Origin of the sequence: Microcoleus sp. T2B6 (assembly GCF_036700475.1) — a bacterium.
Taxonomy (GTDB): Bacteria; Cyanobacteriota; Cyanobacteriia; order Cyanobacteriales; family Microcoleaceae; genus Microcoleus.
The window spans coordinates 1-16,660 of record NZ_JAUBOZ010000011.1 but is presented as its reverse complement, the minus strand read 5'-3'; the positions used below and the strand labels follow the sequence as shown (position 1 = coordinate 16,660).

The window sequence follows — 16,660 nt, the reverse complement described above, 5'->3', positions numbered from 1 at the left end:
CTGGGTTTGGGGTGGCTTGTCACCCCTCCAGATGTGGAACATTTTATTATCAAACACGCGCAAAAAAGAAAAACCCGGTTTCTTTAAGAAGCCGAGTTTTTGCATATTCTATTGTTAATTTAAACTACTTAACTTCAGCAGATCGCCGACTGTTAGGTGATTCGTAGTAAACTCCAGAACCTGTATCGGAGACAAAATGACAATCCCAGTAAGAGCGAATAAAGCTCTTCCAAATTGGATCGGTTGACTTGCGATAATAATCGCCCAACACTGGTTTAATTGCTTCCGTTGCTTCCTTCAAGTGATAGTGCGGCATTGTCGAGAAAATGTGGTGGGCTACGTGGGTGCCGATGTCGTGATGGATGGAATTGATGATTCCGTAGTCGCGATCGATCGTAGACAATGCACCTTTCAAGAAAGACCAATCATCTCCGCGATACCAAGGAATATCGGCTTCTGTGTGGTGCAGGAATGTTACCAAATCCAGCCACATCACGAACACTACATAGGGAACTAAGTAGAACTTGAGTAAAAACAGCCAACCAAACTGATAGGTTAGCGCGCCTAAAAAGCCTACCATCAGTACCAAGGATGCGGAACTTGTCAACACATCCCATTTTTCGGACGGACGGAAAATCGGGCTACCGGGCATGAAGTGAGAACCTACCCGATCGGGCGATCGGCGAAATAGATAAATTGGATAGGCAAATAACATCAAATAAAAGCGTCCCAGCTTTTCGTACCAAGGCATTTGATTGTATTTGCTTTCCGATACCGGATACCAGCTTTCATCGTTATCTAAGCTGCCTGTATTTGCGTGGTGGGTTCTGTGACTAATCCGCCAACCGTGGAAGGGCACGAGAATTGGAGCGTGGGAGAGGTGTCCGATCAGGTTGTTGAGCCATTTGCTCTTAGAAAATGAACCGTGTCCGCAGTCGTGGCCCACTACAAACAATGCCCAAAACATGGTTCCTTGCATCAACCAAAAGATTGGATAAAAGAGCCAGGAATCGAGGGTGTAGGCGATCGCATACAAACCTGCGATGATGCCAATATCTAAAAAGAAATAAGCCAGAGATTTCCATGCCGAGGGCTCAAAACAGTGGGCTGGAATGGCTGCCTTGATATCAGCAAGAGTAAAAGGTAACTCTGTTGTACGAGAGGATGAGCCTGGATTGCTCGCGGGATTGAGAACAGTATTTGATTGCACGAAGTTTCCGATTTAAGCTGACTTGAGAAACCGCATTCCGCCTTCTTTTAACAGTCAATCGATTTTAGATTTTAGATTTTAGATTTTAGATTCACTCCACAGATGAATCTGGGGGCTTAACTAATATCTAAATTTTTTGGCTCTCCCGGACATGAGTCGGGGGCTTGTATCCCTATACAGGTGAGGTAACATTCAACCTGCAAGGAGCCATACTTTTTACTCTGCAAGGGTTCCTAAAGTTCTTTAGTTCGCATGAATAGCCCGTCCGCGATTCTCAAGCAAGTTGGCTTGTGGAATACTTGTGTGGGAAAAATTAGTGCGATCGACCCTGTTATCTGAAAAAATCTCATGTGCCCGTTGTTGGTGCGAAATGCGACTTCCATCTGAGAGTGGACATCTGGAGGAACTACCTCCAGTCTGCAGGTAGCATACAGCGTTTCGAGCAGGAATTGTGAACGAGAGTGTAGGGAAAAACCATCGATTTTAGATTGGCGATTTTAGATTCAAGCACAAATCTCAAATCTCAAATCTCCAATCTCCAATCCGAGTGTTGGGTTTCACGCAAGTGATACCCAAGCGACTGTTCACTACAGTTCACCAATTCTGCAAGAATTGCTAAAGCTAAGTTAATGTAACATTTCTACACACATTCTGGCAATGACTTACCAGAAAAACTTGAAAATCCCTAAATAGCGGAAAGTGACGGGCGATCGCTTTCTCGCTTTTAGATTTTCTAGGTTCCAGCTTTTTCTAATATGAGCTTAGACCGTTTTACCATTTCTGGAACGTCGATCGGATAATCACCAGTGAAACACGCCGAACAAAAACTCATCGGGTCTTCGTTAGTCGCCCTTAGCATTCCATCCCAACTCAAGAAAGCCAAAGAATCTACCCCTATTTGGATGCCGATTTCTGCGACTGACTTAGTAGCCGCAATCAACTGATCTTGATTGTCGGTGTCGATCCCGTAGAAACAAGGATGTGTCACCGGTGGCGAAGAAATTCTCATGTGAACTGCGGTTGCGCCAGCATCCCGCAAGGCTTTGACGATTTTGCGACTGGTTGTACCGCGCACGATCGAATCATCGATAATAATTACCCGCTTCCCTTCCAAGACATCTTTGAGAGGGTTGAGTTTCATGCGGATTCCTGACTCGCGCATTGTCTGAGTCGGTTGAATAAAAGTGCGCCCCACGTAGCGGTTTTTAATCAATCCTTCGGCGTAAGGAATGCCGGAAGCTTGAGAAAAGCCGATCGCGGCGGGGATTCCAGAATCGGGAACGCCGATGACTATATCAGCATCAGCGGGAGATTCTGCTGCCAACAAACGCCCGATCCGCAGGCGGTAGCTGTACAAACTTTCACCTTCCATTTGGCTATCGGGGCGAGCAAAATAGATCATTTCAAAGATGCAAAGTTTGCGCTTCTGCTGCTGACTCCAGTGGAAGGAAGCCATACCTTCCTCTGTAATCCAAACTAATTCCCCCGGTTCTACGTCCCGCAAAAATTCAGCACCGATAATATCCAAGCCACAAGTTTCCGATGCTAAAACGTATCGTACCGGAGTTGTGGGGAGGATGCCAATTACCAGCGGGCGGACGCCCTGGGGGTCGCGGACTCCCATCACGCCTTTGGGAGTGGCGATCGTCAAACTAAAGGCTCCTTGGCACATAGCAAACGCACTGATCGCTGCTTCCAGCCAGTCTTTGCCCTTGTCTACCTCGGAACCGATCGCCACTGCGATCGCCTCTGAATCCGTCGTGCTGACAAACTCGCACTTCCGAGACAGCAATTCTTCCCGCAATTCTTTTGTATTGACAAGATTCCCGTTATGTGCTAATGCCAGACTTCCCAAACGAGTTTCGACAACCACAGGCTGAGCGTTGACCACGCGCGACGAGCCGGTAGTAGAGTAGCGAGTGTGTCCTACGGCTAAGTTACCGGGCAAGTGACCTAAACTCGATTCGTTGAAGACTTGGGAAACCAGTCCCATATCTTTGTGCAGGTGTACTTTTTCACCGTCAAAGGTGGCAATCCCTGCTGATTCCTGACCCCGGTGCTGCAAGGCATACAAACCGAAGTAGGTCAACTTGGCGACATCTTCACCCGGTGCGTAGATACCGAAAACGCCACAAGCTTCCTCGGGCTTGTCGGGTTTGCTAGAATGCTCGTCAGCCGCGAAGGAATGGTTGGGAATCATAGATGGGTGGGTTCCTAATGGGGAAGGTGGGTTAGGGGGACAGTTTCAGCGGGAAATCTTGTTTGCGAAGGCGTCGCATAACTTAACATTCCCTTAATCTTGCCACGGATCTGTCATTATTTCCAAATCGTGTAGCATTTCAGACAGAAGCGATGCGGCGTTCAATCGCATTGTAGTATCGATCGCCCCCTGATCCTATATTAACCTTGATTAATTGTGGGCGCGGGAATCGGCGATTGAAAAATACTGTTGGCGAATTCGCCAAGGGTGTTACCCATCACATCACGAATGCAGCATTTTCTTTCGTTCTGGCCACTTAATAGCTATATGGTTAATTAAATATTTAGTCCAGAGCCACTATTTTTACGGGTGAGGGGTGAAACCACTTTTAAATTCGCCAGCAGTCTCTTGAAATCGCTTAAGAGTCAAACTCTCGTCCCAACAGAGGGGAACGAAGAGATAGGCGATCGTGCAATGGCAAATAAATTATAAAATTGCTTCACGGGCTTTTTGAAATATTAGAATTTAAGGGCGATCGAGCTTGACTTTTCTGTGAGATTGACATACTATATTATCATGGGAATCTGTGCGGCCATGTAAAGTCAATTTTGGGCGCGATCGAGTATTAAGTAATCTCGACAGGAGTTAACGGTGGGATGGAGAGTTTGCAGCCTGAAAAATTTTCCTACTCTACAAAGTCAATCAGCTTCATCTCCTGACAAAACTTCCTCTAAATCTCTCGCGGCGTGCAGAATTCTCACTACCTTAATATAGTTATCAAAAGACAGATAGAAAATCAGATAATTCTCAAAACCCCTAACTGACAATCTTCGCAAACCCTCCAACCGTGGATTTTGAACCGGATACAGGCGACCCATTCCCGACATTTGAGCCAATCTCGCAAAGGTCTGACGTGCTGCATCAAAAAAACGCAATGCAGCATCAAGATTATTTTGAGCAATATAAGCAAAATTTTCGTCTAAATCTTGACTTGCTCTTGGTGTAATGACAATCCGTTTAGTCATTGCTGCTGTGGGTCAAGTTTCTGCACCAACTGAGCCCGTTTTTGCTCCCACCAATCATCGGTAATCTCTATAGAATTGCCACTATCCAAACCAGCCAACAATAACGACTCAACCCGCGCGGATCTTGCTTGTTCTTGGCGAATTAGGTGCAAGATGTATTCCGCTGCATTACTGTAGCCTCCGATTGCCACTTGTTCGTTAATAAAATTTTGAATTGAATCGGGAAGAGGAAGATTGAGGGTCATATTTTTTATCCTTCCTGATGTGTGACCTTGGCATATTTTAACGAAAATAAACCAGGTTTGATCGATTTCCGTTATTGTAGGGTGCGTCGCTGCGAGATTTAAGGGTGGAATTTACAAATTTGAGATGGCGACGCACCTGACTGACTCTCGCGGTGCGTCGCTGCGAGATTGTCGATCGAACTTGTAGATTGTTTCGGGCGACGCACCCTACGGCTTCAACCGGCTACGCGGAAACCAAAACCACGCGAAAACCGATGTCCGAGTAACCATCGCCCGCCAAATTGCTAAGACGATACGCACTGCGACAATTCACCGCAGTGTCCTTCCAGGAACCGCCACACCGCACCCGGCGATCGCTTCGATCGTTGTCGAGATGACTGCACCATTCCCAAACATTTCCGTGCATATCATAAAGTCCAAAAGCATTGGGTGAAAAATTCCCGACATCAGTTGTTTGTTTGCGGTAAAGTCCCTTCGATGCCCCAGCGTAGGGATTATTGCCATTATAATTCACTAAATCCGGGGTAATAGTTTCGCCAAAATAGAAAGGTGTTTTAGTTCCGGCGCGACAAGCATATTCCCATTCCGCTTGTGAAGGTAAGCGATAAGTCTTGCCTGTTTTTTTAGAAAGCCGCTTGCAGAATTCCACAGCGTCATTCCAGCTTACTTTTTCGACAGGAAGTTTCGCACCTTTGAACTCAGAAGGGTTATTTCCCATCACCGCTTGGTATTGTTCTTGAGTTATCTCATATTTACCCATAAAAAAAGCAGGGATATTCACGGTACGCTGCGGCCCTTCATAACTACTTCGTCCGGCTTCCGTATCGGGCGAACCCATCACGAAACTGCCCCCAGGAATTGCTACCATGTCTAGAGTAATACCATTCCCCATATTTTCTATAAAAGCCTGTGCTTTTCCTTGACGGCGGTTAGCGATTTGCCCCGTTGAGTTGACTGTCACTGTTTCAAAAGTAAAGCTTTTTAAAGCATTGGAAGATGGCGTAGGTTTTGGAGTTTCTGGTGCGGGTTTGGGAGATGGTTTGGGAGATGGTTTTGGCGATGAACTTTTGGCTGTAGTTTTTGGAGATGATTTTTGAGCTGATGATTTAGGAGATGGGGCCGCCTTGTTGGATGAAGGTGGAAGATTTGGTGAAGATGAAGAAGTTTTGTTGTTCAATAAACTTTGACCCAGCACAGCTAATGCAAATCCTCCCCCAGCAAAACCCGCTAATTGCAAGAAACCTCGCCTTGTTGTCTTAGTTCGTAACGGCAAAGAGTGCTGTGGAATCACAGGAATTGTGGGAATTGGTGTCGGTGCGGGAGATTGTCCTGACTGACGTTGAAAATCTATTAAAACTTCCTCTGCTGATTGATAGCGCTGCTGGATATCTTTTGCCAACAACTTAGATAAAATCAATTCCAATCCCTTGTCTATGGGACTTTTCAAATGTTGCTGCCAATTTCCAGTCCAGCTATAACCGTGTTCCGTCCACAAACCATAAGGATGTACCCCCGTCAGTAGATGAAAAGCCGTCGCCCCCAAGCTAAACAAATCGCTGGCTGCATAAGCTTCACCCCCTTGCATTTGTTCAAGCGGTGCATAACCATGCGAACCAATTTGCGTTCCCTGTCGCGATATCACTGTTCCTGACAACTGTTTGGAAACTCCGAAATCAATCAGCATTAACAAACCGTCGCTGCGACGGCGCATAATATTCTCAGGCTTGATATCTCGGTGAATGATTTTTTGTTCGTGAACAAACTTGAGAACAGGTAGAAGTTCGAGTAATAGTTGCTTAACTTGGCTTTCTTGCAAAATTCCCTGATTTTGGAAAAGCGTCAACAAATTATCACCATCAACAAACTGCTGTACGAGATACAAATATTTGTTGTCTTCAAAGTAGGCATCTAGTGATGGAATTTGGGGATGTTGTCCTAGCTGTTGCAGTTGTCTAGCTTCTAGCTGAAATAATTCTACCGCTTTGTTAATCGCCCAAGTTCCCTGGACATCGGGTGCTAATTGTTTAACGACACAGCGTTGATTTAGTCTATCAATATCTTCTGCTAAATAGGTTCGACCGAAGCCACCTTGACCGAGGAGTTTGATCGTGCGGAAACGATTTCGCAGGATGGGTACGAGTTGAAGGCCACAACTGATGCAATATGTTTGCCCGTCGGGGTTTTGAGGATTGGGGCAGTCGGGATTGATACAGCAAATCATTTATTTTAGGAATGATATTGTTTATATTGTATAGGACTTACGCATGGGGCCCAGAAACCGGTTTTTTTTTATGAAAATACTTCGTTCGCTCTCGTAGATTCGGTAAAAAACCCGCTTATGAAGGCGGAGTGCGTCCAGTAGTCTAATTTGTAGGGTGGGGATATGTGAGATTTGCATCTTACTTGGAGATTGTAGATAGAATTATTAAATTCAATTAAGATATGGACGGCGGCCCAGAACGATAGACACGAATCACTTTCCCCGTCAGTATCTCAGCAGTAGATATCGCATCATTAATATTCGCACTCAGTCTAGGCATATCGTCATCTCGCGTGCAGGCAATAATACCGCAATGGTCAGGTTTCAGCTTGTGCAGTTGAAAGAAATCGCGCCGATTGATGGTCAAAACAGCTCGATCCTCACTGATGGCAAATACTAATACATCCTCATCAGGTAGTCCAGCATTTCCTGCTTCTTGAACAGTCAGGATATCATGGCCCAAAGAGCGCAGATTTTGCACAACTTGTCGGGGAAAGTGTTCGTCTGCATAGAGACGTGCCATAGGTTTATTTGATATTTTCCGGTGTATCTAAGATTTCGTCAGCATCATCTTGCTGTCGAAGTGCTGACTCAATTTCGTCAGGATAAGCTTCAGTATAAGCCCAAACATTTACCAAATCAGCAGCACTGAGATGGGGGTAGCAGTCTAGAATAAAAGCATCGGTAGCGCCGTCATTGCGATAGCTGGCGAGCAACCAAACGGGAATGCGAGTTTTGTCAATACAAGCATCACCGCCCATTACGCCGGGAGTTTTGGTTATCGGGCGGCCGCTGTTTTTCAGGCTTTGAGTTAAGATGCCGATCGCCTCAGCTTTTTCGATCGCGGTTAAGGCCAGGAGTTGTACTTCTAATTCTTCGATTGTCATATAAATTTGGGGATTTATGAATTGTGTAGCTATTTGATATTCTAAGGCGATATCTCTATCAGTTATCAAGCTCGGTAGGCTTAATTCTGCGGTAGGGGCGGGTTTTACCAACCATCTATCTCGGAACCAACAACATAATAAACCAGCCCCGGCCTAATCTCCGAATCCTCTTCACAAGCCCCCGGATTCATCCGTGAGGTCGATTTTTGAATTCTTTAATCTAAAATCTAAAATCTAAAATCGATTGACTGACTATCGCGGTGCGTCGCTGCGAGATTGTCGATTTGATTTGTAGATGGTTGCGGGCGACGCACCCTACTACTTAGCTACAGCACAGAACCAAAAACCGGAGACTACGCGGAAACCAGAGCTACGCGAAAACCGACGGGCCTGCGGCGATAGACCGCCGAACCCCCGTCATGAAGGGCACCACGGCAATGGACCGCACAGTCGTTCCAGGAACCACCACGCTGCACTCGGTCATTATCTGTTCCAGTTTCCCAAGAACTTCCGTCAGTCGGTGCGCCACTATAATTACGATGCCATTTATCGCTGCACCATTCCCAAACATTGCCATGCATATCGTATAAACCAAACACATTGGGCGGAAAACTCCCCACATCTGTTGTTTGTTCGCGCCAAAATCCCTCTGATGCAGCACCGTAGGGATAATTGCCATTATAATTAACTAAATCTGGCGTAATTGTGTCACCAAAATAGAAAGGTGTTGTAGTTCCCGCGCGACAAGCATATTCCCATTCCGCTTCCGATGGTAAACGATAAGTCTTGCCTGTTTTTTGAGTAAGTTTACGGCAGAATTCCACAGCCTCATCCCAATTTACATTTTCTACTGGACGTTTCGCACCTTTGAAATTAGATGGGTTATTTCCCATCACTGCTTGGTATTGTGCTTGAGTGACTTCATATTTACCCATAAAAAAAGGAGGGATATTCACATTATGCTGCGGCCCTTCATTGTCACGTCGTCCTGTTTCCGTACTGGGAGAACCCATCACGAAACTGCCACCAGGAATTGCTACCATGTCCAAGATTGCACCGCTACCTAAATTTTCACTAATAAATTGTGCTTGATGGCGTTGACGGTTAGTTATATTACCCCGTGCATTAACTGTCACCACTTCAAAGTCAAAAGTTGGTAAAGTCAGCGTGGGAGTTGATATTGGCGCAGGATTTGGTGTCGGCTTGGGAGTTGATATTGGCGCAGGAGTTGGTGTCGGCTTGGGAGTTGATATTGGCGCAAAAGTTGGTGTCGGCGCAAAAGTTGGTATTGACTGACGTCGAAAATCTTTGAGAACTTCCTCTGCTGATTGATAGCGCTGCTGGATATCTTTTGCCAACAACTTAGAAAGAATTAATGCCAGTCCCTTGTCTATCGGACTTTTCAAATGTTGCTGCCAATTTGCAGTCCAACTATAACCATGTTCCACCCACAAACTAAAAGGATATACCCCCGTCAGTAGATGAAAAGCCGTCGCCCCCAAACTAAATAAATCGCTGGCTGCATAAGCTTCACCCCCTTGCATTTGTTCAAGCGGTGCATAACCATCCGAACCAATTTGTGTTCCCAGTCTCGACATCACTGTTCCAGACAACTGTTTGGAAACTCCGAAATCAATGAGAACTAACAAACCATCGCTGCGACGGCGCATAATATTCTCAGGCTTGATATCGCGGTGAATGATTTTTTGTTCGTGAATAAACTTGAGAACAGGTAAGAGTTCGAGTAATAGTCGCTTAACTTGGCTTTCTTGCCAAATTCCCCGATTTTGGAAAAGCTTTAATAAATTATCACCATCGACAAACTGTTGTACGAGATACAGATAGTTGTCTTGTTCAAAATAGGCATCTAGTGATGGAATTTGGGGATGTTGTCCTAGCTGTTGTAGTTGTTTGGCTTCTTGCTGAAATAATTCTACCGCTTTGTTAATCGCCCAAGTTCCCTGGACATTTGGTGCTAATTGTTTAACGACACAGGGTAGATTTAGTTTATCAATATCTTCTGCTAAATAGGTTCTGCCGAAGCCGCCTTGACCAAGAAATTTGATCATGCGGAAACGGCTTCGCAGAATTGGTACGAGTTTGACGCCACAATCGATGCAATATGTATGCCCGTAGGGGTTTTCAGGCTTTTCGCAGTTGGGATTGATACAGCAAATCATTTGTTTTATGAATGATAATGTTTATATTGTATAGTGTCTAAGAACCCGGACTTCTGTTATAGATTTTTCTAAGAATCGTGAATTTTGTAAGAAGTTGGGGTTATTGGGCGTGTTTTAAACCCGGAGATCCCCCCTAGCCAAGGGCGGGCACGGGGGCACCGCCCCTACGAAGGGGGGGACAAGAGTATTCAAAGTCAACCCCTACTCCCCTTTTTAAGGGGGATTTAGGGGGATCGAAAATTCACGTTGTCAGACAGATGCAATCCGACGCTCGATCGCATTATAGAATCGATCGCCCATCTCACCCATCGCCACCTCAATTAACGCTTGATTGTCAGCAGTCACAACCCGCAAAGGTGATTCAGCACAGCAAACTACACCAATTTTATGCCACATTTTGGTCAAATGTTCTTCCAGGTAAGACTCCCAAATTTCTTGATTTTTCGGTGCGACTGAAACTACAATGCAGTTGCCCATTTCACCAAACAAAATTTCATCCCAGCGGCTGACATTTGCCGAATTGAAACTGAGATGAATTTCTGCACCCATTTTAGCAGAAATACAGGATTCCGCGAGGGCGATCGCAATTCCACCTTCCGCACAATCATGGGCAGAACATACCCAACCTTGCCGAATTCCATCCCGACAAACCGATTGCACTTTTCTTTCTAACTCAAAATCTATCCTTGGCGGTTTCCCAGCTACAATCCCGTGAATTGCTGCTAAATATTCCGAACCTCCCAAAGTAGGAGAAGTATCGATTGTTGAGCTTTCAGATGGAAGTTCTGAGTTTTGGGATGATTCCCCAATTCCCAGCACATAAATTAAATCACCTTTCTTTAGCCAAGCTTGGCCAGAAATCTTGGTCAAATCGGGAATTAACCCCACCATTCCGATTACCGGAGTCGGATAAATTGGTTGAGGATTCCCCTCAGCATCAACCGTTTCATTGTAAAGAGAAACATTGCCACCAGTAACAGGCGTTCCCAACTCCCGACAAGCATCAGCAATCCCGCGACAAGCTGACGCTAACTGCCAATATCCGATCGGCTTTTCGGGACTGCCAAAATTCAAATTATCAGTAACTGCGAGAGGTTCAGCACCCACACAGCTTAAATTTCTCGCTGCTTCCGCTACGACTGCTTTTGCACCTTCATAAGGATCGAGATAAACATAACGAGAATTGCAATCAACCGTTGCAGCAACTCCCGGAATAATCCCCAGGGGCGCTTCCTCCTTGCTAAGGGGGGGAGAAACTTTTGGAGTTTCCCTACCTTGTGCCTTTGTAAATAGAGGAATTACCTCTTCTTCCTGTTTGCTTTCGGAAGCTAGAGAAACAGCATTTTCTCTCAGTAGATCCCCCTTAGCAAGGGGGTGTACTTCTAACCCGTTAGCAAGGGAAGAGTGGCTGGGTTCTAGCGGACGCAATCTGACAACAGCAGCATCAGCGCCTCCCGGTAAAACAACAGTATTGTTTTGCACTTGATGGTCGTATTGGCGATAAACCCAGCGTTTAGAAGCGATGGTGGGAGTATCTAAAAGCGTCAGCAAAATCTGATTCCAAGTTTGGAAAATGCCGTTAATTTCGATACCTGTAACTGTGGATTGTGGTAGCGAATCCGCCGTCCATTCCCATGCTTTTTTAGCATATTCTGGTGGCTCTGTCAACAGTTCTCGGTGATAAATTGGCGTGTTATCTGCCAAAGCAGTCGCGGTAATTTCGGCAGCGATTTCGCCTTTAAATAGAATTCGGACGATCGGCTCTTCGATGACTGTCCCCGCGACTACGGCGTGCAATCCCCAGCGGTGGAAAATATCGATTAATTCCTGTTCGCGTCCTTTTTGGGCAACAAACAACATCCGTTCTTGGGATTCCGAAAGCAGGTATTCGTAGGGAACCATACCGCTTTCTCGAACGGGAACTTTGTCTAAATCGAATTCAATGCCAACGCCACCTTTGGCTGCCATTTCTGATGTGGAACAGGTGATTCCGGCGGCGCCCATGTCTTGGGCGGCGACGACTGCACCGGTTTTGAATGCTTCTAAACAAGCTTCAATTAAGGATTTTTCTAAAAATGGATCTCCTACTTGGACTGCGGGGCGATCGTCCATTGATTTGTCTGTCAATTCGGCACTGGCAAAACTTGCTCCTCCCATGCCATCTCGCCCGGTAGTTGAACCGACATAAAGCACGGGATTTCCGATGCCGGATGCCCCGGATTTGACGATTTCTTGAGTTTCCATTAAACCCAAGGCCATGACGTTAACTAATGGGTTGCCGGAATAAGCAGGATCGAAATAAACTTCGCCGCCAACTGTGGGTACTCCGATGCAATTTCCATAATGGGAAATTCCCGATACTACGCCTTTGAACAATCTCTGAGTTTTAGCATCGTCTAAGTTGCCGAAACGCAGGGAATTTAAAAGTGCGATCGGGCGAGCACCCATTGTGAAGATATCGCGGAGAATCCCCCCGACACCGGTTGCTGCACCTTGGAAAGGTTCGACTGCTGACGGGTGGTTGTGGGATTCAATTTTGAAGGCGAGTTGCAAGCCGTCTCCCAAGTCTACGACGCCGGCATTTTCTCCAGGCCCGACGAGAATTCGATCGCCCTCTGTGGGAAACTGTTTTAATAGTGGCCGCGAATTTTTGTAACAGCAGTGTTCGCTCCACATGACGCCGAACATTCCCAATTCAGCTTTATTAGGATGGCGACCGAGACGCTGAACGATTTCTTGATATTCTTCATGTGTGAGTCTTTCAGCGGCAATTTGTTCGGGGGAAAATGGGGATTCGGAGATGGGAGACATGGAAACTCGTTATAAACCACAGGCTTTATTCTAAATGCCCTGTGGTTGGTTAATCTAAAATCTATAATCTAAAATCTAAAAACCCAGGCGCAATGCGTTGGTTAATCTAAAATCTAAAATCTAAAATCTAAAATCGAATGACTTTACCTCGAAATCTCAATTTTGCTAACCAAAACTTGCGGAACCGTTCTTTTAAAGGCCTTGACTTGTCAGGGGCGAATTTCAGCGGTTGCGACATTCGAGGCTGCAATTTCACCGGGGCGATTTTGAGAGGGGCAAATTTTCAGGGTGTCCGAACCGGACAAAGCCGCAGGCGGGTGAGAAATTTGATTGCTAGGGCTGGGGTGACTGCGGTGACAGTGACGACGGCTGGGGCTTTGATTGGACTGATTGCCGGGGCAGATGCGGGGGCTGTGGCGGTGGCCGGAACCGCTGCGACGGCGATTGCTGCGACTCGGTGCGAGGCTGGGATTGTGGCGGGGGCTGTGGCTGGGGCTGCTGCTGCGATCGGCGCTAGCGGTATTGTGACATTTTTGGGGGGAGATACTCTCAGGGGAATTGTCTTATTTTTGGTTTCTGGGGTAATTCTTGGGTTAACTGCGATCGGATTTTTTATCGCTGTTGAACAGATAGAAAAATTGTCGATAACGTCGTTTAGAAAGGCTGATTTAACTGATGCTGTTTTCGATCGAGGGGCGGTTCTAGATGCAGATTTTTCCGATGCGCGAGGAGTGCCGTGGTAGACAACCTGCTTCTAAAATCTAAAATCTAAAATCATATGACTAAGTTTCCCCACGATCAGTTTGCAAAAGAATACCTGCAAGAGTTATTGTCGCCTCTTGGAGAAGTAGAAACGAGCAAAAATGTCACTGCTGAAGTTAGAGAAATTGATGTTTGGTTTCAACCAACTTCTTTTGAGAGCGAATATGAATATGTCCAAAGTTTGGGTTTGTTAGGTAAAATGGCTGCAACGGCGGCCATAATTGAACCGTTTCGCAATCCTGTGACTGCTGAGGGAATTTTTAGCTGTGTCGTTAAGTTATTAAATAGTAGGGCAGAACTGGGGCGGCGGGCTAATCGACAAGATCAACGTTTTGAGGAAAGACAATTACCGATGTTGTGGATTCTCACTCCTACTGCTTCGGAGGCTTTATTAAGCAGTTTTGGTTTTCGGACTCCTGAAGAGTCGGAGGGCTGGGGGAGAGGAGTTTATTTTTTATCGGAGGTTTGGAGAGTTGGCTTAATCGCTATTCACCAGCTACCGAGGACTCCAGAGACTATGTGGTTGCGGATGTTGGGTAGGGGCCGGGTGCAGCAAGGGGCGATCGCGGAATTAACTGCATTTCCCATTGATGCTTCAATTCGAGCTAATGCGCTACAATTACTTTACATCTTGCAGGAAAATTTGCAAGCGAATACACCAACTAATCCCACAATGGATGATGAAGATCAGGAGTTAGTTATGGCGATCGTACCCCTTTTTCAACAAAAGTTACAAGAAGCACGAGAACAAGGTCTTGTACAAGGTCTTGTACAAGGTCTTGAGCAAGGAAGAGAACAAGGAATTGAACAAGGAAGAGAACAAGGACAGCGGTTGATTTTAGAGAGTTTCTTGCAGGTCAGATTTGGGGAGTTAGACCCCCTAACTCTCACTTTTGTGCGCCCGGTATCGGCTCTACCTACTGCCGAGTTTACTATGTTGTTAGTCCAATTATCTATGCTGCCGATCGCCCAAACCGATCGCCAACAAGTCCAAAATTTGCTAGCGGAAAGTGTTTTGAACAACCGCTTCAGCCAATCAGGACAAGAAGAACGCCCGGTTAATCTCATCCCCAATTTGCTCGGATTATCCCCAGAAAAATTATCATTACTGTTGTCAGAATTGCCTCAATTATCCCTGGAAAATCTGATAGCTAGATTGGCAGATCGATCGACTTAAAAACTAACAAGGTGGCGATAACCTCTGCTTTTGAAACAAGTCGGGGTTCTGGGTGTATAATCAGAGACTGTGGTAATTTGTCATTTGCCGATGAAGTTGCGATCGTTCTTTTCTTTCCTCATTGCTGGCGTCTTGGCACTCTTAGGCTTGAGTGCCGGTGGTTTTTACTGGCTGACAACTCACACTCCCCTGAATTTGCTCGCTGGCGGGCCGACAACTACTCCGGCTGCGGCTGTGTTTGTCTCGAAACAAGCACCTTTGTTAGCTTCAATGCTGGTAAATCCCGATCGCCTCGAAGCATTGCGACAAGTTTTTGCCACTCCCGAAGAAAGAAGTCGATCGCACGCAGAATTTGAGCAAATCAAAAAAAGTTTCCTCGCCAATACAGGCCTGGATTACAGTCGAGATATCCAACCTTGGATAGGTGACGAAATTACCCTCGCCGTCACAAACCCTGATTTCGATGGCGACAGCAGCAACGGCAAACAAGCCGGGTTTTTGCTGGCTGTTTCCTCCCAAAAGGTCGATCGCAGCCAAAAATTTCTTGACTCCTACTGGCGTCAACAATCTCGTGCCGATAAAACAGTGCAGTCGGAAATATATAAAGGCGTGAGAATTAATTATAAACAAGCACCCATAGCCAAGAAAAAATCTGCTTTACTTTCGCCTTTTAACCCGTTTTCTCTGCCGACTTCCAAGTTGCCATCCAGCTTCGCAACAGCAGCCATCGGCGGTAATTTAAATTATGGGAATAACCAAAGTTTTGTTTTATTTTCCAATAGCCCGATTGTGATTCGAGATGCAATTAATAACGTTGAATCAGCTAACCTAAATCTCAACAATACCCCGGAATATCAAAAAGCTTTGCAGCAGCTAACTCAAGGCAGAATTGCTTTAGCATTTGTCAATCTCCCGCAATCAGCAACCGAGCAAAATCCCCAAGTTTCTCTTAATTCCCTCGCAGTTGCTGTCGGAGTCAACCGACGGGGATTGCTGGCTCAAACTGCTTTAGTGACATCGCGAGAAAACACAGCTTCTCCAACACTCTCCGAACCTGTGCAAGCCTTGCAATACATTCCCTCAGCCAGTCCTTTCGCGGTCGCCAGCACCGACTTAAGGAATTTTTGGGCTGATTTGTCATCGGCGGTTTCCACTAACGCTGAAGTCTCAAATTTAGTCGATCGCACTCTGGCAGATATTCAACAACTTTGGGGCGTCAACCTGCCGCAGGATGTATTTGACTGGGTACAAGGAGAATACGCTTTAGCAGTGCTTCCGAATTCGTCAAATAGTGCCGATTGGATTTTCGCAGCCGAAAAATCTGCTGATTCCCAAAAGGATCTCGACAAACTCGATGAAATTGCCCGCAGCAAAGAATACAGCATCGGCAGCTTCACTCTCAGAAACCAGAAAATTACCGCTTGGACGCAGTTGACAACGAGTCCAAATTATGGTAAAGAAAATAATAGAAAAAGTGCGATCGAAACCGAGGCAAAAGGAGTCCGAGCCACCGTCGGCAAATACGAAATTTTCACCACTTCAGTAGAAGCAATGGACGCAGCACTAGAAGCAGCAGAAACAGGCTCTTTAGTTGCCAATCAAGATTTTCAAACCAGCATTGAACCGCTACCGCCATCTAACGACGGCTATTTTTATTTAGACTGGCCCTCCAGCAGGGCAATTTGGGAAAAACAAATCCCGCTGTTGAGGTTAATTGAACTTTCGGCAAGACCATTGTTCGACCACTTGCGATCGCTCACTGTCACCAGTACGGGAGAAATAACAGGAATTCGCAAAGCTACTATATTTATGCGGCTCAATTAGTTAGGAAGAAGGAAGAAGGAAGAAGGAAGAAGGAAGAAGGAAGAAGGAAGAAGGAAGAAGGAAGAAGGAAGAAGGAAGA

The 16,660-nt window shown here is 45.9% G+C and carries 12 protein-coding genes; 3 read left to right on the top strand and 9 right to left on the bottom strand.

The genetic code is table 11. The features are described from left to right. Nucleotides 1–124 precede the first annotated feature (124 nt). The 9 genes from QUA00_RS07260 to purL form a co-directional block, all read right to left on the bottom strand. Nucleotides 125–1,210, bottom strand: coding sequence for a DUF3474 domain-containing protein (locus tag QUA00_RS07260; RefSeq protein ID WP_333289140.1), 1,086 nt, complete (start codon nt 1,208–1,210; stop codon nt 125–127). 733 nt (nt 1,211–1,943) lie between these two features. Further along, on the bottom strand, nt 1,944–3,410 hold the full coding sequence (purF, locus tag QUA00_RS07255) for an amidophosphoribosyltransferase (protein ID WP_333409210.1): 1,467 nt from the start codon (nt 3,408–3,410) through the stop codon (nt 1,944–1,946). Between the two features lie 698 nt (nt 3,411–4,108). Further along, a complete protein-coding gene (locus QUA00_RS07250; RefSeq protein ID WP_333106495.1) occupies nt 4,109–4,435 on the bottom strand; it encodes a type II toxin-antitoxin system RelE/ParE family toxin in 327 nt (108 codons plus the stop codon). Beyond that, nucleotides 4,432–4,680: a type II toxin-antitoxin system ParD family antitoxin gene (locus tag QUA00_RS07245; RefSeq protein ID WP_333409209.1), complete on the bottom strand. Its 249-nt coding sequence runs from the start codon at nt 4,678–4,680 to the stop codon at nt 4,432–4,434. Before QUA00_RS07245 ends, QUA00_RS07250 begins: the two co-directional genes overlap by 4 nt. Nucleotides 4,681–4,903: 223 nt before the next feature. Continuing rightward, a complete protein-coding gene (locus tag QUA00_RS07240) occupies nt 4,904–6,901 on the bottom strand; it encodes a bifunctional serine/threonine-protein kinase/formylglycine-generating enzyme family protein (RefSeq protein WP_333409208.1) in 1,998 nt (665 codons plus the stop codon). A gap of 214 nt (nt 6,902–7,115) precedes the next feature. Beyond that, nucleotides 7,116–7,463 carry a DUF5615 family PIN-like protein gene (locus tag QUA00_RS07235; RefSeq protein ID WP_333409207.1) on the bottom strand — a complete coding sequence of 116 codons (348 nt, stop codon included), beginning with the start codon at nt 7,461–7,463 and terminating at the stop codon, nt 7,116–7,118. A 4-nt stretch (nt 7,464–7,467) separates the two neighbouring features. Continuing rightward, nucleotides 7,468–7,827 (bottom strand): DUF433 domain-containing protein, encoded by a 360-nt coding sequence (locus tag QUA00_RS07230; protein WP_333409206.1) that lies wholly within the window; start codon nt 7,825–7,827, stop codon nt 7,468–7,470. Between the two features lie 353 nt (nt 7,828–8,180). After that, entirely contained in the window at nt 8,181–10,007 is a 1,827-nt protein-coding gene (locus tag QUA00_RS07225; RefSeq protein WP_333409205.1) for a bifunctional serine/threonine-protein kinase/formylglycine-generating enzyme family protein, read from the bottom strand. A gap of 249 nt (nt 10,008–10,256) precedes the next feature. Next, nucleotides 10,257–12,818 (bottom strand): phosphoribosylformylglycinamidine synthase subunit PurL, encoded by a 2,562-nt coding sequence (purL, locus tag QUA00_RS07220; RefSeq protein ID WP_333409204.1) that lies wholly within the window; start codon nt 12,816–12,818, stop codon nt 10,257–10,259. A gap of 137 nt (nt 12,819–12,955) precedes the next feature. On the opposite strand from purL, the gene QUA00_RS07215 reads away from it, so the two are divergent. From QUA00_RS07215 to QUA00_RS07205, 3 genes are all read left to right on the top strand, one after another. Continuing rightward, on the top strand, nt 12,956–13,561 hold the full coding sequence (locus QUA00_RS07215) for a pentapeptide repeat-containing protein (protein ID WP_333409203.1): 606 nt from the start codon (nt 12,956–12,958) through the stop codon (nt 13,559–13,561). Between the two features lie 35 nt (nt 13,562–13,596). Next, complete coding sequence (locus QUA00_RS07210) at nt 13,597–14,757, top strand: flagellar assembly protein H (protein ID WP_333409202.1); 1,161 nt, start codon at nt 13,597–13,599, stop codon at nt 14,755–14,757. Nucleotides 14,758–14,826: 69 nt separating this feature from the next. Then, a complete protein-coding gene (locus QUA00_RS07205; RefSeq protein ID WP_333409201.1) occupies nt 14,827–16,581 on the top strand; it encodes a DUF3352 domain-containing protein in 1,755 nt (584 codons plus the stop codon). Nucleotides 16,582–16,660 lie beyond the last annotated feature (79 nt).